General features: G+C 60.6%; 18 protein-coding genes. 17 read left to right on the top strand and 1 reads right to left on the bottom strand.

The genetic code is table 11. From position 1 onward, the window contains the following. The first annotated feature begins 71 nt into the window (after positions 1–71). From mraZ to lpxC, 16 genes are all read left to right on the top strand, one after another. Entirely contained in the window at positions 72–527 is a 456-nt protein-coding gene (mraZ, locus tag LT42_RS15470; protein ID WP_037017349.1) for a division/cell wall cluster transcriptional repressor MraZ, read from the top strand. Next, positions 524–1,471 (top strand): 16S rRNA (cytosine(1402)-N(4))-methyltransferase RsmH, encoded by a 948-nt coding sequence (gene rsmH / locus LT42_RS15465; protein ID WP_037014704.1) that lies wholly within the window; start codon positions 524–526, stop codon positions 1,469–1,471. The genes mraZ and rsmH overlap by 4 nt, the downstream gene beginning before the upstream one ends. Next, positions 1,468–1,761, top strand: coding sequence for a cell division protein FtsL (gene ftsL / locus LT42_RS15460; protein WP_037014701.1), 294 nt, complete (start codon positions 1,468–1,470; stop codon positions 1,759–1,761). Before rsmH ends, ftsL begins: the two co-directional genes overlap by 4 nt. Further along, the gene (locus LT42_RS15455) at positions 1,761–3,506 is read left to right on the top strand and encodes a peptidoglycan D,D-transpeptidase FtsI family protein (protein ID WP_194733905.1); all 1,746 of its coding nucleotides are present in this window, start codon (positions 1,761–1,763) and stop codon (positions 3,504–3,506) included. Before ftsL ends, LT42_RS15455 begins: the two co-directional genes overlap by 1 nt. Further along, positions 3,506–4,969: a UDP-N-acetylmuramoyl-L-alanyl-D-glutamate--2,6-diaminopimelate ligase gene (locus LT42_RS15450; protein ID WP_037014696.1), complete on the top strand. Its 1,464-nt coding sequence runs from the start codon at positions 3,506–3,508 to the stop codon at positions 4,967–4,969. Before LT42_RS15455 ends, LT42_RS15450 begins: the two co-directional genes overlap by 1 nt. After that, on the top strand, positions 4,962–6,332 hold the full coding sequence (locus LT42_RS15445) for a UDP-N-acetylmuramoyl-tripeptide--D-alanyl-D-alanine ligase (RefSeq protein ID WP_037014693.1): 1,371 nt from the start codon (positions 4,962–4,964) through the stop codon (positions 6,330–6,332). The genes LT42_RS15450 and LT42_RS15445 overlap by 8 nt, the downstream gene beginning before the upstream one ends. Then, positions 6,332–7,414 carry a phospho-N-acetylmuramoyl-pentapeptide-transferase gene (mraY, locus tag LT42_RS15440; protein ID WP_037014691.1) on the top strand — a complete coding sequence of 361 codons (1,083 nt, stop codon included), beginning with the start codon at positions 6,332–6,334 and terminating at the stop codon, positions 7,412–7,414. The genes LT42_RS15445 and mraY overlap by 1 nt, the downstream gene beginning before the upstream one ends. Before the next feature lie 5 nt (positions 7,415–7,419). Next, entirely contained in the window at positions 7,420–8,766 is a 1,347-nt protein-coding gene (gene murD / locus LT42_RS15435; protein WP_037014689.1) for a UDP-N-acetylmuramoyl-L-alanine--D-glutamate ligase, read from the top strand. After that, entirely contained in the window at positions 8,763–9,980 is a 1,218-nt protein-coding gene (ftsW, locus tag LT42_RS15430; protein WP_037014687.1) for a putative lipid II flippase FtsW, read from the top strand. Before murD ends, ftsW begins: the two co-directional genes overlap by 4 nt. Beyond that, positions 9,967–11,040, top strand: coding sequence for an undecaprenyldiphospho-muramoylpentapeptide beta-N-acetylglucosaminyltransferase (murG, locus tag LT42_RS15425; protein WP_037014685.1), 1,074 nt, complete (start codon positions 9,967–9,969; stop codon positions 11,038–11,040). The genes ftsW and murG overlap by 14 nt, the downstream gene beginning before the upstream one ends. After that, the gene (gene murC, locus LT42_RS15420; RefSeq protein WP_037014683.1) at positions 11,033–12,493 is read left to right on the top strand and encodes a UDP-N-acetylmuramate--L-alanine ligase; all 1,461 of its coding nucleotides are present in this window, start codon (positions 11,033–11,035) and stop codon (positions 12,491–12,493) included. The genes murG and murC overlap by 8 nt, the downstream gene beginning before the upstream one ends. After that, positions 12,490–13,449 (top strand): D-alanine--D-alanine ligase, encoded by a 960-nt coding sequence (locus LT42_RS15415; protein ID WP_037014680.1) that lies wholly within the window; start codon positions 12,490–12,492, stop codon positions 13,447–13,449. Before murC ends, LT42_RS15415 begins: the two co-directional genes overlap by 4 nt. Positions 13,450–13,452: 3 nt before the next feature. Then, positions 13,453–14,322 carry a cell division protein FtsQ/DivIB gene (locus LT42_RS15410; RefSeq protein WP_037014679.1) on the top strand — a complete coding sequence of 290 codons (870 nt, stop codon included), beginning with the start codon at positions 13,453–13,455 and terminating at the stop codon, positions 14,320–14,322. Positions 14,323–14,337: 15 nt separating this feature from the next. Then, complete coding sequence (gene ftsA / locus LT42_RS15405; protein WP_037014678.1) at positions 14,338–15,597, top strand: cell division protein FtsA; 1,260 nt, start codon at positions 14,338–14,340, stop codon at positions 15,595–15,597. A gap of 63 nt (positions 15,598–15,660) precedes the next feature. Continuing rightward, positions 15,661–16,854, top strand: coding sequence for a cell division protein FtsZ (ftsZ, locus tag LT42_RS15400; protein WP_037014676.1), 1,194 nt, complete (start codon positions 15,661–15,663; stop codon positions 16,852–16,854). A 112-nt stretch (positions 16,855–16,966) separates the two neighbouring features. Further along, entirely contained in the window at positions 16,967–17,878 is a 912-nt protein-coding gene (gene lpxC, locus LT42_RS15395; protein ID WP_037014674.1) for a UDP-3-O-acyl-N-acetylglucosamine deacetylase, read from the top strand. A gap of 332 nt (positions 17,879–18,210) precedes the next feature. On the opposite strand, the gene LT42_RS15390 is transcribed toward lpxC, so the two are convergent. After that, a complete protein-coding gene (locus LT42_RS15390; protein WP_037014672.1) occupies positions 18,211–18,675 on the bottom strand; it encodes a DUF721 domain-containing protein in 465 nt (154 codons plus the stop codon). A 320-nt stretch (positions 18,676–18,995) separates the two neighbouring features. Between LT42_RS15390 and secA the strand changes: the two genes are divergently transcribed. Then, positions 18,996–21,746: a preprotein translocase subunit SecA gene (gene secA, locus LT42_RS15385; RefSeq protein WP_037014670.1), complete on the top strand. Its 2,751-nt coding sequence runs from the start codon at positions 18,996–18,998 to the stop codon at positions 21,744–21,746. The last annotated feature ends 88 nt before the right edge of the window (positions 21,747–21,834 follow it).

Raw genomic sequence — 21,834 nt, 5'->3', positions numbered from 1 at the left:
GCGCGAGTGGCGGAAAGTGGCGTGAAGTGGGTTTTTTTGGCCCAAAAAGATAATATTTGGAGATCGCGCCTGTGTTCCGTGGTGCAAACGCAATCAATCTCGATGCAAAGGGCCGTCTCGCTATGCCGAGCCGGTACCGCGACGAGTTGGATTCGCGTAGCGCCGGCCAGTTGATTGTCACCATCGATACCGTCGACCCGTGCTTGTGCATCTATCCGCTGCCCGAATGGGAGCTGATCGAAGCCAAGCTGCGCGAGCTCGCCACGTTCCGTGAAGAAAATCGTCGTCTGCAGCGCCTGTTGATTGGCAATGCTGTGGATCTGGAGCTGGACGGCAGCGGGCGTTTCCTGGTGCCGCCACGTTTGCGTGAATACGCCAAGCTCGACAAGCGAGTGATGCTGGTAGGCCAGCTCAACAAGTTTCAACTGTGGGATGAGGACGCCTGGAACGCACTTGCTGATGCGGACCTTGCGGCCATTCAAAAACCGGGCGCGATGCCCGATGAACTGCGTGATTTGATCCTGTGACTACGAATAGCGGCTTTACCCACATCACCGTACTGCTCGAAGAAGCCGTCGAGGCTCTCGCAGTGCGCGCCGATGGCTGCTATCTGGATGGCACCTTCGGACGTGGCGGACACAGCCGCCTTATCCTGCAGAACCTGGGCACGGAGGGTCGGCTGCTCGGATTCGATAAAGACCCCCAGGCGATTGCCACTGGGCAAACGCTGGCGGCCGAAGACGGCCGCTTTGTCATTGTGCAGCGCAGCTTTGCTGAACTCGGCGCAGAAGCTCAAGCGCGCGGGTTGGCGGGAAACGTCAGCGGCATTTTGCTCGACCTCGGCGTCTCATCGCCTCAACTCGACGACCCCGAGCGCGGCTTCAGTTTCATGAACGATGGCCCGCTGGACATGCGCATGGACCCGTCTCGCGGGGTGAGCGCTGCCGAATTCGTTAACGCCGCCTCCGCAGAAGAAATCGCCCGTGTCTTCAAGGAGTACGGCGAAGAGCGGTTTGCCCGGCGCATGGCCGGCGCGGTCGTGGCCCGTCGCGAAACCCAGCCTTTCGAGCGCACCGGCGATCTCGCCGAAGTGTTGAAGGTCGCCAACCCTGCGTGGGAAAAGGGCAAGAACCCGGCGACCCGCGCGTTCCAGGGGCTGCGCATTCACGTCAATAATGAACTGGGCGACCTGGAAGCCGGCCTGGAAGCCGCGCTGGACGTCCTCGAAGTCGGTGGTCGTCTGGTGGTCATCAGCTTTCATTCGCTGGAAGACCGCATCGTCAAGCTGTTCATGCGCAAGTTGGTCAAGGGTGAAGCCGACAACTTGCCGCGCAATCTGCCGATCCGTCATCAGGCGTTCGAACCGCGCATCAAGCTGATCGGCAAGGCGCAGTTTGCTTCTGAGGAAGAGACTCGCGGCAATCCGCGTTCGCGCAGCGCCGTCATGCGCGTTGCGGAGAAGCTTCAATGAGCCGGGGTTTCTTCAAGCCGTTGCCAGGCGGCAGCTTCTTCATGCTGATGCTGTTTATCGCCGTGCTGGTCTCGGCGATTGGCGTTGCCTACAGCGCGCACTGGAACCGGCAGTTGCTCAACTCCCTTTATGGTGAGCTCAGCGTCCGCGACAAGGCTCAGGCCGAGTGGGGCCGTCTGATTCTTGAGCAAAGCACCTGGACCGCCCATAGCCGTATCGAAGCCTTGGCCACCGATCAGCTGAAAATGCGCATCCCCAACGCCGCGGACATCCGGATGGTGTCGCCATGATGAAGCTTGAAGGCGCACTGTATCCGTGGCGGTTCCGCGTCGTGGTCGGCTTGCTGTCGGTCATGGTTATCGCGATCTGCTATCGCATTGTCGATCTGCAGGTTATTGACCATCGTTTTCTCATCGAGCAGGGCGATGCGCGCAGCCTGCGCACCGTCTCGATCCCTGCTCACCGTGGTTTGATCACTGACCGCAACGGTGAGCCGCTGGCTGTCAGTACCCCGGTGACCACCATTTGGGCAAACCCGTCCGAGATGCAGGCTGACAAAACCAAATGGACCCAGTTGGCGCAGGCACTTGGGCAAGACCCGAAAGCGCTGACAGACCGTCTCAACGAACAGGCAAGCAAAGAGTTTATCTATCTGGTCCGTGGCTTGACCCCGGAGCAGGGCCAGTCCGTACTTGATCTGAAAGTGCCAGGCGTTTACGGCAAGGAAGAGTTTCGACGTTTTTATCCTGCCGGTGACGTTACCGCGCACATGGTCGGCTTCACCGACCTCGATGATCATGGTCGCGAAGGCGTAGAGCTGGCTTATGAAGACTGGCTCGCTGGCGTGCCCGGCAAACGGCAGGTCATCAAGGACCGGCGCGGCAGGATGATCAAAGACCTGCAAGTGAAGAAAAACGCCAAGGCCGGCAAGACCTTGGCTTTGTCTATTGACCTGCGCCTGCAGTACCTCGCGACCCGCGAGCTGCGCAACGCCATTCAGGAAAACGACGCCAAGGCCGGCAGCCTGGTGATCATGGACGTGAAGACCGGCGAAGTACTGGCGATGGTCAATCAGCCGACCTACAACCCCAACAACCGCCGCACCATGGTGCCGGCCGCGATGCGTAACCGTGCGATCATTGACGTGTTCGAGCCGGGTTCGACCATGAAGCCGATTTCCATGACCGCAGCACTGGACAGCGGCCGCTGGAAGCCGAGTGACAAAGTCGAGGTTTACCCGGGCACTTTGCAGATCGGCAAATACACGATTCGCGACGTGACCAAGACAGAAGGCCCGATCCTCGACCTGACCGGAATCCTGATCAACTCCAGTAACGTCGGCATGAGTAAAGTGGCGTTCGACGTCGGCGGCGAAGCCATCTTCCGCGCCATGCAGCGTGTGGGGCTGGGCCAGTACACCGGCCTCGGCTTCCCCGGCGAGCGTGTGGGCAACCTGCCGAACTACCGCGAGTGGCGCAAAGCTGAAACTGCCACGCTGTCGTATGGCTACGGCCTGTCAGTGACGGCACTGCAGCTGGTGCATGCCTACGCGGCGCTGGCCAACAACGGCAAGATCGTGCCGCTGACCATTTTGAAGACCGACACGCCCGCCGATTCGGTGCAGGCCATTCCGGAAGCAACAGCCAAGACGTTGCAAGGCATGTTGCAGCAAGTCATCGAAGACCCGCGCGGCGTTTACCGTGCCCGTGTGCCGTCTTATCACGTGGCGGGCAAGTCCGGTACGGCGCGTAAGACCTCCGTAGGCACCAAGGGCTACGCCGAGAATTCCTACCGTTCGCTGTTTGCCGGTTTCGGGCCCATGAGCAACCCGCGTTACGCCGTGGTTGTAGTAATCGATGAACCGAGCAAGGGCGGCTACTTCGGTGGCCTGGTTTCCGCACCGGTGTTCAGCAAGGTGATGTCGGGCACGCTGCGTTTGATGAACGTGCGCCCGGACAACCTCGCGCCCGTGCCGCCAGAGCAACAAGCCAACGCGGCCCCCGCCGTCGCTCCAGTCAAGGGAGGACGCGGCTGATGTCCCTGAACCTGAGCAAGATATTCGCGCAGTGCAACCGTGATCTGTTGATTCGCGAACTGACCCTGGACAGCCGCAAGGTGCGTCCCGGCGATCTCTTTCTGGCGATCCCGGGCCTGAGGGTTGACGGTCGCGATCACATCACCGACGCCATTGCCCATGGCGCGGCGGCAATTGCCTATGAAGTCGAAGGCGCCAAGGTGCTGCCGATTACCGACATTCCGATGATTCCGGTCAAAGGGCTCGCGGCGCAGCTGTCTGACATCGCCGGACGTTTTTATGGCGATCCGAGCCGCAACCTGAACCTGATAGGCGTAACCGGCACCAACGGCAAAACCAGCGTAACCCAGTTAGTCGCGCAGGCCCTGGATAAGCTGGGGCAGCACTGCGGCATTATTGGCACGCTGGGCACCGGCTTTTATAGCGACCTTAAAAGCGGCATCCACACCACACCTGACCCGATCTCGGTGCAGTCGACGCTTTACGACCTGAAAAGGGCCGGAGCCAAGGCCATTGCCATGGAAGTGTCGTCCCACGGGCTCGACCAAGGGCGGGTCACCGCGCTGGCGTTCGACGTGGCCGTGATGACCAATCTGTCGCGTGATCATCTGGATTACCATGGCACGATGGAGGCCTACGCCGAAGCCAAGGCCAAGCTGTTCGCCTGGAGCGATCTGCGTTGCCGCGTGGTTAATCTGGATGACGATTTCGGTCGCCAGCTCGCTGCTTCGCCGCACGCGTCGCGTCTGATTACTTACAGCCAGGAAGACAGCGGCGCCTACCTGTTTTGCCGCGATGCTCGCTTCGACGACGATGGCGTGCGCGCAACATTGGTGACGCCACAGGGCAGTCATGCATTGCGCAGCAGCCTCCTCGGGCGCTTCAACCTGAGCAATGTGCTGGCCGCTGTCGGCGCATTGATGGGCCTGGATTACCCGCTGGATGACATTCTTAAAGTGCTGCCGACGCTGGAAGGTCCTGAGGGCCGGATGCAGCGTCTGGGCGGCGGCTCGCGCCCGTTGGTGGTGGTCGATTATGCGCACACGCCCGACGCACTGGATAAAGTCCTTGGCGCTTTGCGCCCGCACGCTAAAGGTCAGCTGACTTGCCTGTTCGGTTGCGGCGGAGATCGCGACAGCGGCAAGCGCCCGCTGATGGCTGAAGTGGTCGAGCGTCTGGCGGACAACGTGTGGGTGACCGACGACAATCCGCGCAGCGAAGACCCGACGCGTATTTTCGATGACATCCGCAAAGGGTTCTCATCGCCCGACGCCGTTCATTTTGTCGCCGGTCGCGGCCAGGCCATCGCCCAAGTGATCGCTCAGGCGTCGGCAGCCGACGTGATCGTGCTGGCCGGCAAGGGCCATGAGGATTACCAGGAGATCAACGGGCAGCGTCAGCCGTTTTCCGATCTGCATGAAGCCACCAAGGCGCTCGACGCCTGGGAGGCCGCACATGCTTAAGCCGCTTTCGTTCAGCGAATTGCTCGTGACGCTCGACGCGCGCCGGGTCGGTCATGACTGCAGTTTCTCCGGCGTCAGCATCGACAGCCGAGCGATCACGCCCGGCCAATTGTTCGTAGCGCTGACCGGGCCGCGTTTTGACGGCCACGATTACCTTGATCAGGTCGCTGCAAAGGGCGCGGTTGGCGCGCTCGTCGAACGCGAGATTCCCGGCAGTTCGTTGCCCCAGTTGATCGTCGGCGACACCCGCAAGGCCTTGGCCCAGCTCGGTGCGCTGAACCGTAACGCCTTTCTCGACAAGCCGGTCGCTGCAATCACCGGTTCCAGCGGCAAGACCACCGTCAAGGAGATGCTCGCGAGCATTCTTCGTACCCGTGGTCCGGTGCTGGCCACGCGGGGCAACCTCAATAATGAGCTGGGCGTCCCTTTGACGTTGCTGGAGCTCGGACCTGAAGTTGACGCGGCCGTCATTGAGCTGGGCGCTTCGCGAGTGGGCGAGATCGCATTCACCGTCAGCCTGACCAAGCCTCACGTCTCGGTGTTGACCAACGCGGGTACGGCTCACGTGGGCGAGTTCGGCGGTCCGGACAAGATCGTTGAAGCCAAAGGCGAAATCATTGAAGGCCTGGATGCGCGCGGGGTCGCCGTGTTGAACCTGGACGACACCGCTTTCGAAATCTGGAAAGCCCGTGCCGGTTCGCGCAAGGTGCTGAGTTTCGCGCGCAATAACAGCCGCGCCGATTTCTATGCCAGTGACCTGGGTATAGACGCACGCGGGTGCCCGACATTTACGCTGAACAGCCCAAGCGGATCGGCGCCTGTTCAATTGAATCTGCTGGGCGCGCACAACGTCGCCAACGCATTGGCCGCCGCCGCTGCTGCTTACGCCCTGGACGTGTCACTGCCAGGCATCGTCGCCGGGCTCGACAGCGTGCAGCCGGTCAAGGGCCGTACCGTCGCGCAACTTGCGCCAAACGGCATGCGCGTCATTGACGACACCTACAACGCCAACCCCACATCGGTGGCTGCCGCGACCGATATCCTCACTGGTTTTCCGGGCCGCAAGGTACTGGTGCTGGGTGATATCGGCGAGTTGGGCGCCTGGGCCGAGCAGGGCCATCGCGACGTTGGCGATTATGCGGTCGGCAAGGTCGACGCGCTGTATGCCGTCGGTCCGTTGATGGCCCATGCGGTCAAGGCTTTCGGGCAGGATGCCCGCCATTTTGAAACTCAGGCCGAGCTGATCGAAGCCCTCGGCGCCGAGCACGATAAAAACACCACCATTTTGATTAAAGGTTCACGCAGCGCTGCGATGGAAAACGTCGTAGCGGCCTTATGCGGAACACGCCTGGAGAAACATTAATGCTGCTGCTGCTGGCCGAGTATCTGCAACAGTTCTACAAAGGCTTTGCGGTCTTTCAGTACCTGACCCTGCGCGGGATCCTTGGCGTGCTCACCGCACTGTCGCTGTCCCTGTGCCTGGGCCCGTGGATGATCCGCGCCCTGCAGAGCAAACAGATCGGCCAATCCGTGCGTAACGACGGTCCTCAGTCACACCTGTCCAAGTCGGGCACGCCGACCATGGGCGGCGCGCTGATTCTGTCGGCGATCGGTATCGCCACACTTCTCTGGGCTGACCTGAGCAACCGCTATGTGTGGGTTGTGCTGATCGTCACGCTGCTGTTTGGCGCGATCGGCTGGGTAGACGACTACCGCAAAGTGATCGAGAAGAACTCGCGAGGTCTGCCGAGCCGCTGGAAGTATTTCTGGCAATCGGTGTTCGGTCTGGGTGCAGCCATCTTCCTTTATATGACTGCGCAATCGCCGGTGGAAACCACGCTGCTGATCCCGATGCTCAAGGACTTCAGCATCCCGCTGGGGATTGGTTTCGTCGTGCTGACCTACTTCGTGATCGTCGGCTCAAGCAATGCCGTGAACCTCACGGATGGCCTGGACGGTCTGGCGATCATGCCAACCGTGATGGTCGGCGGGGCGCTGGGGATCTTCTGCTACCTGTCGGGCAACGTGAAATTCGCCGAATACCTGCTGATTCCCTATGTGCCAGGGGCGGGCGAGCTGATTGTCTTCTGTGGCGCGTTGATTGGTGCGGGGCTGGGCTTTCTCTGGTTCAACACCTATCCGGCGCAAGTCTTCATGGGCGATGTCGGCGCGCTGGCGCTGGGCGCGGCGCTGGGCACCATCGCAGTCATCGTTCGCCAGGAAATCGTGCTGTTCATCATGGGTGGGGTCTTTGTAATGGAGACCCTGTCAGTCGTCATTCAGGTCGCATCGTTTAAGTTGACCGGCCGCCGCGTTTTTCGCATGGCACCGATCCATCACCACTTTGAACTCAAGGGCTGGCCCGAGCCGCGTGTGATCGTCCGTTTCTGGATCATCACCGTGATTCTGGTGTTGGTCGGCCTTGCTACGTTGAAACTGAGGTAAGCGCCTTGTCACTGATCGCTTCTGACCACTTCCGCATCGTTGTCGGCCTCGGCAAGAGCGGCATGTCCCTGGTTCGCTTTCTGGCGAACCGGGGCGTGTCGTTTGCTGTCGCCGATACGCGGGAGCATCCGCCAGAGCTTGAGACATTGCGCCGCGATTACCCGCAGCTCGAAGTGCGTTGTGGTGAGCTGGACGTTGAATTTCTGTGCCGTGCCGACGAGCTGTATGTCAGCCCCGGCCTGGCGCTGGCGACCCCGGCATTGCAGCAAGCCGCCATGCGCGGCGTGAAGCTTTCCGGTGATATCGAACTGTTCGCTCGCAACGCCAAGGCCCCGATTGTGGCCATTAGCGGTTCGAACGCAAAAAGCACCGTCACTACACTGGTGGGCGAGATGGCGGCAGCAGCCGGCAAGCGCGTGGCGGTCGGCGGCAATCTCGGTACCCCGGCGCTGGACCTGCTCAGCGACGATGTGGACCTGTATGTCATGGAGCTGTCGAGCTTCCAGCTGGAGACCACCGATCAACTGGGCGCCGAAGTTGCCACTGTGCTCAACATCAGCGAAGACCACATGGACCGCTATAGCGGGCTGCCGGCTTATCACCTGGCCAAGCACCGGATCTTCCGGGGTGCGCGTCAGGTGGTGGTCAACCGTCAGGACGCGCTGACCCGTCCGTTGATTGGCGAAGGCGTGCCGTGCTGGACGTTTGGTTTGAACAAGCCCGACCGTAACGGCTTCGGTTTGCGCGAAGAGAACGGCGAGAAGTATCTGGCCTTCCAGTTCGACAACCTGATGCCGGTCCGTGAATTGAAGATTCGTGGCGGCCATAACCAGGCCAATGCCCTGGCCGCTTTGGCGCTGGGCCATGCGGTGGGTCTTCCGTTTGACGCGATGCTGTCCAGCCTCAAGACATTCGCCGGTCTGGTTCATCGCTGCCAATGGCTGCGGGAGCGTAACGGCGTGAATTACTACGACGACTCGAAAGCGACCAACGTCGGTGCCGCGCTGGCAGCCATTGAAGGGCTGGGTGCGGACATCGACGGCAAGCTGGTGCTGATTGCCGGCGGCGATGGCAAGGGCGCGGATTTTACCCCGCTGAAAGCCCCGGTTGCTGCCCATTGCCGCGCGGTCGTTCTGCTGGGCCGCGATGCGGATTTGCTCGCCGCGACCTTCGGCGATTCGGTGCCATTGGTACGCGTCACTACATTGGAAGAAGCCGTGCAACGTGCTGCTGATATCGCTCGGGAAGGGGACGCTGTGTTGCTGTCGCCGGCCTGCGCAAGCCTGGACATGTTCAAGAATTTCGAAGAGCGCGGACAACTGTTCGCCCGGGCCGTGGGGGACTTGTCATGATTTTTGGCGTGATCAAGCCATACCCGTCTCCGATTATCAGCGGCCGTGGCGTTGACGTTGATTTCCCGATGCTCGCTGGGTGCCTCGCATTGCTGGGTCTGGGCCTGGTGATGATCACTTCCGCGTCGTCGGAAGTGGCCGCCGTTCAGTCGGGTAACGCGCTGTACATGATGACCCGTCACCTGATCTATCTGGTGTTGGGCCTGATCGCCTGCGTGGCGACGATGATGGTGCCGGTCGCTACCTGGCAGCGCCTGGGCTGGCTGATGCTGATAGGCGCGTTCGGCCTGCTGATCGCGGTGATCGTGCCCGGCATCGGGCGTGAGGTGAACGGTTCGATGCGCTGGATCGGCTTCGGCATGTTTAACGTACAGCCTTCGGAAATCGCGAAAGTATTCGTGGTGATTTTCCTGGCCGGTTACCTGATTCGTCGTCAGCAGGAAGTGCGTGAAAGCTGGATGGGCTTCTTCAAGCCTTTCATCGTCTTGCTGCCGATGGCCGGTCTGCTCCTGATGGAGCCGGACTTCGGTGCCACGGTCGTGATGATGGGCGCTGCTGCCGCCATGCTGTTCCTTGGCGGTGTCGGTCTGTTCCGTTTCAGCCTGATGGTCGCGCTGGCGGTTGGCGCAGTGTTCGTTCTGGTACAGGCGCAGCCTTACCGGATGGCGCGTCTGATCACCTTCACCGATCCATGGTCCGACCAGTTCGGCTCTGGCTACCAGTTGACCCAGGCACTGATCGCCTTTGGTCGTGGCGAGTGGTTCGGCGTAGGCTTGGGCAACAGCGTGCAAAAGCAGTTTTACCTGCCTGAAGCGCACACTGACTTCGTGTTCTCGGTACTGGCCGAAGAGCTGGGCGTGGTGGGTTCGCTGGCCACGGTCGGCCTGTTTGTGTTCGTCAGTATTCGCGCCATGTACATCGGCATGTGGGCCGAGCGCGCCAAGCAGTTCTTCGCCGCTTACACCGCCTACGGCCTGGCATTTTTGTGGATTGGTCAGTTTCTGATCAACATTGGCGTTAACGTCGGTCTGCTGCCGACCAAGGGCCTGACGCTGCCGTTCCTCAGCTACGGCGGCAGTTCGCTGATCATCTGCTGCGCCAGCCTGGGCCTGTTGCTGCGCATCGAGTGGGAATCGCGCAACAACATGGGCAGTGAAGAAGCCGAGTTCCAGGAAAGCGACTTTGCCGAGGAGCCCACTCATGGCCGTCGGTAACGTGCTCATCATGGCGGGCGGCACTGGCGGGCATGTGTTCCCGGCGCTGGCCTGTGCCCGTGAGTTCCAGGCGCGCGGCTACACGGTGCACTGGCTCGGGACACCGCGCGGGATCGAAAACGAACTGGTGCCTGCGGCAGGCCTCAAGCTGCACCTGATCAACGTCACCGGTTTGCGTGGCAAGGGGCGACTGTCGCTGCTGAAGGCGCCGTTCATGTTGGTCAAGGCGTTGTTGCAGGCGCGCAACGTCGTGCGCGAGCTGTCGCCTGTCTGTGCCGTCGGTTTCGGTGGCTACGTGACTGGCCCTGGCGGTCTGGCGGCAAAACTGGCGGGCGTGCCACTGATCATCCACGAACAAAATGCCGTAGCGGGCACCGCGAACCGCAGCCTGGCTTCGTTCGCCGCGCGGGTCTGCGAAGCGTTTCCGCAGACCTTCGCCGCATCGTCCAAGCGCCGTACCACGGGTAACCCGGTGCGTGCCGAACTGTTCTTCGAAACACCCCGCCAGACGCTGATCGGCCGCAGGCCTCGTTTGCTGGTACTGGGTGGCAGTCTGGGCGCTGAACCGCTGAACAAGCTGCTGCCGGAAGCGCTGGCGCAGGTGCCTGCCGAGATCCGCCCCGAGGTGTTTCATCAGGCCGGCAAGCATCACGATGAAGTGACCGCCGAGCGCTACCGCGCTGCCGGTGTCGAGGCGCAGGTCGCCCCGTTTATAAAAGACATGGCCCAGGCGTATGGCTGGGCGGATCTGGTGGTCTGCCGCGCAGGTGCGCTGACCGTCAGTGAACTGGCTGCTGCCGGGCTGCCGTCGTTGCTGGTGCCATTACCCCACGCGATCGACGATCACCAGTCGCGCAATGCCGAATATCTGGCTCGCGAAGGCGCTGCCTTCGTCATGCCGCAAGCGACAACTGGCGCCGCCGAGATGGCGGCTCGCCTGAAAGAGGTTTTGATGCAACCCGAACAATTGAACCGCATGGCCGTCACGGCTCGCCAACTGGCCAAGCCTGATGCCACCAACACCGTCGTCGACATCTGCCTGGAGGTGGCCCATGGTTGAGAACCAGCGCGCCATGCCTCAGCCGGAAATGCGCCGCATCCGTCGTATCCACTTCGTGGGCATCGGCGGCGTGGGGATGTGCGGTATCGCCGAGGTTTTGCTCAACCTGGGTTATGACGTCTCGGGTTCAGACCTGAAAGCATCGCCAGTGACCGAACGTCTCGAGTCGTTCGGCGCGCAGATCTTCATCGGCCACCGTGCGGAAAACGCCTCGGCAGCTGACGTGCTGGTGGTCTCCAGTGCTGTGAACACTTCCAACCCGGAAGTGGCGACCGCCCTTGAGCGTCGCATTCCTGTGGTGCCACGCGCCGAGATGCTGGCCGAGCTGATGCGTTATCGCCACGGCATCGCAGTTGCCGGCACCCACGGCAAAACTACGACCACCAGCCTGATCGCTTCGGTGTTCGCGGCCGGTGGTCTTGATCCGACATTCGTGATCGGCGGCCGCCTGAACGCAGCCGGCACCAACGCGCAGCTGGGCACCAGCCGTTACCTGATTGCCGAAGCCGATGAAAGCGATGCAAGCTTTCTGCACCTGCAGCCGCTGGTCGCCGTTGTCACCAACATCGACGCCGACCACATGGCGACCTACGAAGGCGACTTCAACAAACTGAAGAAGACCTTTGTCGAGTTCCTGCACAACTTGCCGTTCTACGGTCTGGCCGTGGTGTGCATCGACGATCCAGTGGTGCGCGACATCCTGCCTTCGGTCAAACGCCCGTTCATGACTTACGGCTTCGATGACGCCGCCGACGTGCGTGCGATCAATGTGCGTCAGGACGGCATGCGCACGCACTTCACCGTGCTGCGTCGCGACCGCGAGCCGCTGGACGTATCGGTCAACATGCCCGGCAGGCACAACGTGCTGAACTCGCTGGCGACCATTGCCATTGCCACGGACGAGGGCGTCTCTGACGAAGCCATCATTCAGGGCCTTTCGGGGTTCCAGGGCGTTGGCCGACGCTTCCAGGTCTACGGCGAATTGCCGGTCGAAGGCGGCAACGTGATGCTGGTCGACGACTACGGTCATCATCCGCGCGAAGTCGCCGCTGTCATCAATGCCGTACGCGGTGGCTGGCCGGACCGTCGTCTGGTCATGGTTTACCAGCCGCACCGTTACAGCCGAACACGCGATCTGTACGACGACTTCGTGCAGGTGCTCAACGAGGCCAATGTGTTGCTGTTGATGGAAGTCTATCCGGCCGGTGAAGAACCGATCCCGGGTGCCGACAGCCGCCAGCTGGCGCATAGCATTCGCCAGCGCGGTCAGCTTGATCCGATTTACATCGAGCGCGGCGTCGAGCTGGCGCCGTTGGTCAAGCCGCTGCTGCGCGCAGGGGACATCCTGCTGTGCCAGGGCGCCGGTGACATCGGTGGCCTTGCGCCGCAACTGCTGAAAAGCCCGCTGTTCACGGGCGCGATCGTGGCCCCAACCGAAGGTAAGCTGAAATGACAGCCGCCCTGCAGACCGCCCTGTTCTCGACGCTGGAGCCGCAACGCTTCGGTCGTGTCGCCGTGCTTCTCGGCGGCAAGAGTGCAGAGCGGGAGGTTTCCCTGAAATCCGGTAGCGCGGTGCTTGAAGCCCTGCTAAGCGCAGGCGTCGATGCATTCGGTATCGACGTGGGCGAGGATTTCCTGCAGCGGCTGGTCAGCGAAAAGATTGATCGTGCGTTTATCGTGCTGCACGGTCGCGGTGGCGAAGACGGCACCATGCAAGGCTTGCTGGAGTGCCTGGACATCCCCTACACCGGCAGCGGTGTATTGGCGTCGGCGCTGGCGATGGACAAGCTGCGTACCAAGCAAGTCTGGCAGAGCCTGGGCTTGCCGACGCCGCGTCACGCGGTGTTGAGCAGCGAGGCAGACTGTATTTCTGCGGCGACGGAACTGGGCTTGCCTTTAATCGTCAAACCGGCCCATGAAGGTTCCAGTATCGGTATGGCCAAGGTGACCGGCGTCGACGAATTGATCGCCGCCTGGAGCGCCGCCCGTACCTACGATTCGCAAGTGTTGGTCGAGCAATGGATCGAAGGTCCCGAGTTCACCATCGCCTCTCTGCGTGGGCAGGTATTGCCCCCTATCGGTTTGGGCACGCCCCACAGCTTTTACGATTACGACGCAAAATATCTGGCTTCCGATACCCAGTACCGGATTCCTTGCGGGCTCGATGCAGCTAAAGAACAGGAACTCAAGGCGCTTACGGCGCGGGCGTGTGAAGCGGTCGGTGTTGCCGGCTGGGCGCGCACCGATGTCATGCAGGATGCCGAGGGCAAATTCTGGCTCCTCGAAGTCAACACCGTTCCCGGCATGACCGATCACAGCCTGGTGCCCATGGCTGCTCGCGCGGCCGGGCTTGATTTTCAACAGCTGGTGCTGGCGATTCTGGCCGACAGCGTTCAGGTGCAGGGGTAGATCATGCACGGCGCATCGGTTCGTCATCAGCAATCCGCCGCCAGCCGCAAGCCGGTGCCACGTGGCGCCAGCCGGATGGTCGCCAGGGAGCCCATGTCGTCGCGCATGCCGCGGCCGAGCTTCGGTTTCCTGCGCAGCCTGATGTGGCCGGTACTGCTGGTGGTGTTTGGTTTCGGCACTTACGAAGCTGCGCAGCGGTTGCTGCCGTACGCCGATCGGCCGATTTCGCGGATCAACGTTCAGGGCGATTTGAGCTACATCAGCCAGCAAGCCGTGCAGCAGCGGATCGCGCCCTTCGTGGCGACCAGCTTCTTCAACATCGACCTGGCCGGCATGCGCACCGAGCTTGAGCAAATGCCATGGATCGCCCACGCCGAGGTCCGCCGCGTCTGGCCGGATCAGGTGGTGATCCGTCTGGAAGAACAATTACCGGTTGCGCGCTGGGGCGATCAATCCCTGCTGAACAACCAGGGTCAGGCGTTCACCCCGCGTGAGCTGGCCAATTACGAACACCTTCCGCAGTTGTTCGGGCCTCAACGGGCCCAACAGCAGGTGATGCAGCAGTACCAGGTCCTGAGCCAGATGTTGCGCCCGCTGGGGTTCTCCATCGCTCGCCTGGAACTGCGTGAGCGAGGCAGCTGGTTTCTGACCACCGGCGCAGGCAACGCAGGCCCAGGCCTGGAGCTGCTGCTGGGACGAGGCAATCTGCTTGAGAAGATGCGCCGCTTTATCGCCATCTACGACAAGACACTGAAAGACCAGATCACGAACATTGCGCGAGTCGACCTTCGTTACAACAACGGCCTGGCCGTTGGTTGGCGCGAACAGGCAGCAGCGCCAACGACGGACAAACCCGCCGTCGCGAAGAATTGATAAGAGGCAGGACCCATGGCAAACGTGCAAAGCGGCAAAATGATCGTCGGATTGGATATCGGCACCTCCAAGGTGGTGGCGCTGGTAGGCGAAGTCGCGGCTGATGGCACGCTGGAAATCGTCGGTATCGGCACTCACCCGTCCCGCGGCCTGAAGAAGGGCGTGGTGGTGAATATCGAATCCACCGTGCAGTCGATCCAGCGCGCAGTGGAAGAAGCGCAGCTAATGGCCGGTTGCCGCATCCACTCGGCGTTCGTCGGCGTCGCGGGCAATCACATTCGCAGCCTGAATTCCCACGGCATCGTGGCGATTCGTGACCGCGAAGTGAGCTCGGCCGACCTTGAACGCGTGCTTGACGCTGCCCAAGCCGTGGCGATCCCGGCTGACCAACGCGTGCTGCACACCTTGCCGCAGGACTACGTCATCGATAACCAGGAAGGCGTTCGCGAGCCACTGGGCATGTCGGGCGTGCGCCTGGAAGCCAAGGTCCACGTGGTGACCTGCGCCGTCAATGCGGCACAGAACATCGAGAAGTGCGTGCGCCGCTGCGGCCTCGAAGTCGATGACATCATTCTGGAGCAGTTGGCGTCCGCGTACTCGGTGCTGACCGATGACGAGAAAGAACTGGGCGTTTGTCTGGTGGACATCGGTGGCGGCACTACGGACATCGCCATCTTCACCGAAGGCGCGATTCGTCACACCGCGGTGATCCCGATCGCCGGTGATCAGGTCACCAATGACATCGCCATGGCGCTGCGTACGCCAACTCAGTACGCCGAAGAAATCAAGATTCGTTACGCCTGCGCACTGGCCAAGCTGGCCGGCGCCGGGGAGACCATCAAAGTGCCGAGCGTGGGCGACCGTCCACCGCGTGAACTGTCCCGTCAGGCCCTCGCCGAAGTGGTCGAGCCGCGTTATGACGAGCTGTTCACTCTGATCCAGGCCGAGCTGCGTCGCAGCGGCTACGAGGACCTTATCCCGGCCGGCATCGTGCTGACCGGTGGCACCTCGAAAATGGAAGGCGCAGTTGAACTGGCCGAAGAGATCTTCCACATGCCGGTACGCCTGGGTGTACCGCATAGCGTCAAAGGGCTCGCGGACGTCGTTCGCAACCCGATCTACTCAACCGGCGTCGGCCTGTTGCTGTACGGACTGCAAAAGCAGTCCGACGGCATCTCGCTGTCCGGCCTTTCCGGCTCCGGTAGCAGTTATAGCGATGAACCGAAGGCTCCAGTGTTAGAGCGTCTCAAGCGCTGGGTCCAGGGGAATTTCTAAGATTCAAAAAGCGGTAGGCAGGCAACAGGCGACATAAAACTAGAGAACTGAAGGAGAGGGAACATGTTCGAGCTCGTAGACAACATCCCACAAAGCCCGGTAATTAAAGTTATCGGCGTTGGTGGTGGCGGCGGCAACGCAGTCAATCACATGGTCAAGAGCAACATCGAAGGCGTCGAGTTCATCTGCGCCAACACCGATGCTCAGGCACTGAAAAACATTGGTGCACGTACCATTCTGCAACTGGGTACCGGCGTGACCAAGGGCCTGGGCGCAGGTGCAAACCCTGAAGTCGGCCGTCAAGCTGCCCTGGAAGACCGTGAGCGCATTGCTGAAGTGCTGCAAGGCACCAACATGGTTTTCATCACCACTGGCATGGGTGGCGGTACCGGCACCGGCGCGGCCCCGATCATTGCTGAAGTGGCCAAGGAAATGGGCATCCTGACCGTAGCAGTGGTCACCCGTCCGTTCCCGTTCGAAGGCCGCAAGCGTATGCAGATTGCCGATGAAGGCATTCGCGCGCTGTCGGAAAGCGTTGACTCGTTGATCACCATTCCCAACGAGAAGCTGCTGACCATCCTGGGGAAAGACGCCAGCCTGCTGTCGGCATTCGCCAAGGCTGACGATGTACTGGCCGGTGCCGTTCGCGGTATCTCCGACATCATCAAGCGTCCGGGCATGATCAACGTCGACTTCGCTGACGTACGCACTGTCATGTCCGAGATGGGCATGGCGATGATGGGCACTGGCTGCGCCAGCGGTCCGAACCGTGCGCGTGAAGCCACCGAAGCGGCCATCCGCAACCCGTTGCTGGAAGACGTGAACCTGCAAGGTGCTCGCGGCATTCTGGTCAACATCACTGCCGGTCCTGACCTGTCTCTGGGTGAGTATTCCGACGTGGGTAGCATCATCGAAGCGTTCGCCTCCGAGCACGCCATGGTCAAGGTCGGTACCGTTATCGATCCGGACATGCGCGACGAGCTGCACGTGACTGTGGTTGCAACCGGTCTTGGCGCGAAAATCGAGAAGCCTGTCAAGGTCATCGACAACACGCTGCAAACCGCCGCCCAAGCCGCACCTGCGCAGCAACATGCCGCTCGCCAGGAGTTGCCGTCGGTGAACTACCGCGACCTGGACCGTCCGACCGTGATGCGCAATCAAGCACACGCAGGCGCAACAGCCGCAGCGAAGATGAATCCGCAAGACGATCTGGATTACCTGGATATTCCAGCCTTCCTGCGTCGTCAGGCTGATTAATGGGTTCTATCAGGGGTATAAGGGTGATTGGTGTTCAGCAAAGGCGAGGTCTGCTATCATCGCCAGCCTTTGTTGATACTAATTCGCGATATGCGCTGAAGCGGCCAATGCCATGATTAAACAACGCACCCTGAAGAACATTATCCGTGCCACAGGTATCGGCCTGCACTCGGGGGAAAAGGTTTACCTGACCCTCAAACCTGCACCTGTGAACGCTGGCATTGTGTTTTTCCGTACCGACCTTGAGCCGGTAGTCCAGATCAACGCTCACGCGTTGAATGTTGGCGACACCACGCTCTCGACGACACTGTTCAACGGTGACGTGAAGGTCGATACGGTTGAGCACTTGCTGTCGGCCATGGCCGGCCTTGGCATCGATAACGCCTACGTTGAACTTTCTGCCTCCGAAGTTCCCATCATGGACGGCAGCGCAGGTCCCTTCGTATTCCTGATTCAATCGGCTGGCCTGGAGGAACAGGACGCACCGAAAAAATTCATCCGCATACTTAAAGAAGTGTGTGTTGAAGAAGACGGCAAGCACGCGAAATTTTTACCGTTTGAAGGTTTCAAGGTCGGGTTCGAGATCGATTTCGATCACCCCTATCTGAAGAACCGCACCCAAACGGCTTGTGTGGACTTTTCCAGCACTTCGTTCGTAAAAGAAGTGAGCCGTGCGCGAACATTCGGTTTCATGAAGGACATCGAATACTTGCGTAAACACAACCTTGCTCTGGGCGGCAGCGTCGAAAACGCAATCGTCGTGGACAAGGACGGCGTGTTGAACGAGGACGGTCTTCGTTACGAAGACGAATTCGTCAAACACAAGATTCTGGACGCCATCGGTGACCTGTATCTGTTGGGCAACAGCCTGATCGGCGAGTATCAGGGCTTCAAGTCGGGACACGGCCTGAACAATCGTTTGCTTCGTGCGTTGATCGCTCAGGAAGACGCTTGGGAAGTTGTGACCTTCGAAGATGCCAGCACCGCACCGATCTCCTACATGCGCCCTGTTGCGGCGGTGTAAACAGTCTCTTCTTCTCGTTCTGATGTTTTGAGGCCACCTTCGGGTGGCCTTTTTTGTGGGGCTGTGAAAAACACTGTGTCGCCGAAGCGCAGTGGCCGCTGGAAGGGTCATGTGTTGCCAAAGTCGGAATGCCGGTAACTATCTGGCCGGCGGAGGTGACGTCAGGAGTGACGCAATCTGTAGGAGCCGGCTTGCTGGCGAATCCGATTCAACATCCACTCTCGATGCGTCTGAAGGGACGCACTCGCCAGCAAGCCGGCTCCTACAGACCGGAAGGGCGCAGGGCTAGGGTCAGTCCGGCTTAATGGAGGGCGATATGAATGTTAGTCCCACTAATTGGCAGGGTCCTTCGGCGTCGCATGCGCTGCCAGCCGCTCCAATGCCGCGCGCAACTTGGGGTCGGTGATGCCCTCTGCCGTAGCGGTGATGGTTTCGGCTGCTGACACCGAGAGGTCTCGGGTCTGAGTGGCCGCGCTTCGGTGGGTTCGGGCAGGCTGCACCTTCAGTTGCAGCCGGGTGAGGTTGGCGAATTCCTTGAACGCGACCAACTGCCGCTGCAGACGCTTCTGCTGATACCGCAATCGGGTGGCCCAGTGACCGTCCGTGACGATCAGCAGCAAGGTGCCTTCGCGCCACGAGGCGACATGGCAGTGCTCGCGCGCAGCCGGTTGCAGCTGACTTTCCAGCAGTCGTTGAAGATGAGCCAGGCGTTGAGCATGGCTGAAAATGGCTTTTAGCGGCCGGGCTTCGCGAAGCAGGACGGATGGTGCGCGAGCCGGTAGAGGACGGAATGCCATAATGGTGAGCCTGATGTTGCCAGCGCGGGATGTTAGCAGAAAGTGCCAAAGCACCTTGGCCGCAGACGACTCAGGGCGAAAAAGCGACGCTCTATCATGAAAAAACATTAATCAAACTTCTGGCCTGCACGGGTTGAAGTCATGAGAAATGCCCCTATTGTACTTCTGCCCCGTAACATTGCTGTGCCAGCATCGTGGAATAACGCCACTTTCCTCACCACCATTTCCGGGTAGAATGCTCGTTCGCATGCGGCCATGAGGGCTGCTCGGGCGACTCACGGGGCCGCCCTCCATCCCTATGTGTGGAAGATCCTTTCGATATGTTTGCACCTTTGTTAAAAAAACTTTTCGGAAGCAAGAACGAGCGCGAAGTGAAGCGCATGCTCAAGACGGTCCAGGTCGTCAACAGCTTCGAAGAGCAAATGGTCGCCCTCTCGGACGAACAGCTGCGCGCCAAGACCGATGAGTTGAAGGCCCGCATAGCCAAAGGTGAGACCCTCGACCAGCTCTTGCCGGAAGCCTTCGCGGTGTGCCGCGAGGCGGGCAAGCGCGTCATGGGCATGCGTCACTTCGACGTACAGTTGATCGGCGGTATGACGCTGCACGAAGGCATGATCGCCGAGATGCGTACCGGTGAAGGTAAAACCCTCGTCGCGACCCTCGCGGTCTACCTCAACGCGCTGTCCGGCAAAGGCGTGCACGTGGTTACAGTCAACGACTACCTGGCCCGTCGTGACGCCAACTGGATGCGCCCGCTGTATGAATTCCTCGGTCTGACCGTAGGCGTCGTTACGCCTTTCCAGCCGCCGGAAGAAAAACGCGCCGCCTACGCGTCGGACATCACCTACGGCACCAACAACGAATTCGGCTTCGACTACCTGCGCGACAACATGGCGTTCAGCCTGGAAGACAAATTCCAGCGTGAACTGAACTTCGCCGTGATCGACGAAGTGGACTCGATCCTCATCGACGAAGCCCGTACGCCCCTGATCATCTCCGGTCAGGCGGAAGACAGCTCCAAGCTCTACACCGAAATCAACAAGCTGATCCCCAAGCTCGAGCAGCACATCGAGGAAGTGGAAGGCCAGGTGACCAAGCAAGGCCATTACTCCATCGACGAGAAATCCCGTCAGGTGGAGCTCAACGAATCCGGCCATCAGTTCATCGAAGAGATGCTGACCGAAGTCGGCTTGCTGGCTGAAGGCGAAAGCCTTTATTCGGCGCATAACCTGGGCCTGCTGACCCACGTTTATGCCGGTCTGCGCGCGCACAAGCTGTTCCATCGCAACGTCGAGTACATCGTCCAGGACGGTCAGATCCTGCTGGTCGACGAGCACACCGGTCGTACCATGCCGGGTCGTCGTCTGTCCGAGGGCCTGCACCAGGCCATCGAAGCGAAGGAAGGCCTGAACATTCAAGCCGAGAGCCAGACCCTGGCCTCGACCACGTTCCAGAACTACTTCCGTCTCTACAACAAGCTGTCCGGCATGACCGGTACGGCGGACACCGAAGCGTTCGAATTCCACCAGATCTACGCCCTGGCCGTAATGGTCATTCCGCCCAACAAGCCGTTGGCGCGTAAAGACTTCAACGATCTGGTGTACCTGACCGCGGAAGAGAAGTACGCAGCGATCATCACGGACATCAAGGCCTGTCTGGCCGAGCAGCGTCCTGTGCTCGTGGGTACTGCGACCATCGAGACCTCCGAGCACATGTCCCGACTGCTGGTGCAGGAAGGCATCGAGCACAAGGTTCTGAACGCCAAGTTCCACGAAAAAGAAGCCGAAATCATCGCCCAGGCCGGTCGTCCGGGTGCGTTGACCATCGCCACCAACATGGCCGGTCGCGGTACCGACATTCTGTTGGGCGGTAACTGGGAAGTCGAAGTCGCCAGCCTGGAAGACCCGACCCCTGAGCAGATCGCGCAAATCAAGGCCGATTGGCAGAAACGCCATCAGCAGGTGATCGAGGCGGGCGGCCTTCACGTGATTGCTTCCGAACGCCACGAATCCCGTCGTATCGACAACCAGCTGCGTGGTCGTGCCGGTCGTCAGGGTGACACCGGTTCGAGCCGTTTCTACCTGTCGCTGGAAGACAGCCTGATGCGCATCTTTGCCTCTGATCGGGTGAAGAATTTCATGAAGGCGCTGGGCATGCAGTCCGGCGAAGCGATCGAGCACCGCATGGTGACCAACGCCATCGAAAAAGCGCAGCGCAAGGTGGAAGGTCGCAACTTCGACATCCGCAAGCAGTTGCTCGAGTTCGACGACGTCTCCAACGAACAGCGTAAAGTGATCTACCACATGCGTAACAGCCTGCTGGCTGCGACCAACATTGGTGACACCATTGCCGAGTTCCGCGAAGAAGTCCTCGACGCCACCATCTCCGCGCACATTCCGCCGCAGTCGTTGCCTGAGCAGTGGAATGTGGCCGGTCTCGAATCCGCACTCAGCACCGATTTCGGCGTGAAGCTGCCGATCCAGCAGTGGCTCGACGAAGACGACCATCTCAACGAAGACACCCTGCGTCCGAAGTTGATGGAAGCCATTCTGGCGGCCTACAACGAGAAAGAAGACCAGGCCAGTGCCGAGGCGCTGCGCACGTTCGAGAAGCAGATTCTCCTGCGCGTGCTGGACGATTTGTGGAAAGACCACCTGTCGACCATGGACCACCTGCGTCACGGCATCCACTTGCGTGGCTACGCTCAAAAGAACCCGAAGCAGGAATACAAGCGCGAGTCGTTTGCCCTGTTCCAGGAGCTGCTCGATTCGATCAAGCGCGACGCCATTCGTGTGCTTTCCCACGTTCAGGTGCGTCGCGAAGACCCGGCCGAGGAAGAGGCGCGTCTGCGTCGCGAGGCCGAGGAGCTGGCGCAGCGCATGCAATTCCAGCATGCCGAAGCACCGGGCCTTGATCAGCCTGACTTGCTGGCCGAAAGCGGTGAAGAGGTAACGGTTGCCGCAGCCGAGGCACTCACGCCGGTTCGTAACGACCAGAAGCTGGGCCGTAACGAGCTGTGCTGGTGTGGTTCGGGCAAGAAGTACAAGCATTGCCACGGCCAGATCAACTGAGTCGCCAAGCGCGGCGGGCTGTAGCTGAACTGTAAGATCACGCCGCGACCGGCCTAGCCGTCGCGGCGTTTTTCAATCCATCGAGCCG

The sequence above is a fragment of the Pseudomonas lutea genome, assembly GCF_000759445.1.
GTDB classification, from domain to species: Bacteria; Pseudomonadota; Gammaproteobacteria; order Pseudomonadales; family Pseudomonadaceae; genus Aquipseudomonas; species Aquipseudomonas lutea.
This window is presented reverse-complemented; position numbering and strand designations above follow the sequence as displayed.

What these genes read in the sequence shown, in the direction of transcription:
- ftsL (WP_037014701.1), top strand. Translation starts at nt 1,468, where the DNA reads ATGAGCCGGGGTTTCTTCAAGCCGTTGCCAGGCGGCAGCTTCTTCATG.
- LT42_RS15455 (WP_194733905.1), top strand. Translation starts at nt 1,761, where the DNA reads ATGAAGCTTGAAGGCGCACTGTATCCGTGGCGGTTCCGCGTCGTGGTC.
- LT42_RS15450 (WP_037014696.1), top strand. Translation starts at nt 3,506, where the DNA reads ATGTCCCTGAACCTGAGCAAGATATTCGCGCAGTGCAACCGTGATCTG.
- LT42_RS15445 (WP_037014693.1), top strand. Translation starts at nt 4,962, where the DNA reads ATGCTTAAGCCGCTTTCGTTCAGCGAATTGCTCGTGACGCTCGACGCG.
- mraY (WP_037014691.1), top strand. Translation starts at nt 6,332, where the DNA reads ATGCTGCTGCTGCTGGCCGAGTATCTGCAACAGTTCTACAAAGGCTTT.
- ftsW (WP_037014687.1), top strand. Translation starts at nt 8,763, where the DNA reads ATGATTTTTGGCGTGATCAAGCCATACCCGTCTCCGATTATCAGCGGC.
- murG (WP_037014685.1), top strand. Translation starts at nt 9,967, where the DNA reads ATGGCCGTCGGTAACGTGCTCATCATGGCGGGCGGCACTGGCGGGCAT.
- murC (WP_037014683.1), top strand. Translation starts at nt 11,033, where the DNA reads ATGGTTGAGAACCAGCGCGCCATGCCTCAGCCGGAAATGCGCCGCATC.
- LT42_RS15415 (WP_037014680.1), top strand. Translation starts at nt 12,490, where the DNA reads ATGACAGCCGCCCTGCAGACCGCCCTGTTCTCGACGCTGGAGCCGCAA.
- LT42_RS15410 (WP_037014679.1), top strand. Translation starts at nt 13,453, where the DNA reads ATGCACGGCGCATCGGTTCGTCATCAGCAATCCGCCGCCAGCCGCAAG.
- ftsA (WP_037014678.1), top strand. Translation starts at nt 14,338, where the DNA reads ATGGCAAACGTGCAAAGCGGCAAAATGATCGTCGGATTGGATATCGGC.
- ftsZ (WP_037014676.1), top strand. Translation starts at nt 15,661, where the DNA reads ATGTTCGAGCTCGTAGACAACATCCCACAAAGCCCGGTAATTAAAGTT.
- lpxC (WP_037014674.1), top strand. Translation starts at nt 16,967, where the DNA reads ATGATTAAACAACGCACCCTGAAGAACATTATCCGTGCCACAGGTATC.
- LT42_RS15390 (WP_037014672.1), bottom strand. Translation starts at nt 18,675, where the DNA reads ATGGCATTCCGTCCTCTACCGGCTCGCGCACCATCCGTCCTGCTTCGC.
- secA (WP_037014670.1), top strand. Translation starts at nt 18,996, where the DNA reads ATGTTTGCACCTTTGTTAAAAAAACTTTTCGGAAGCAAGAACGAGCGC.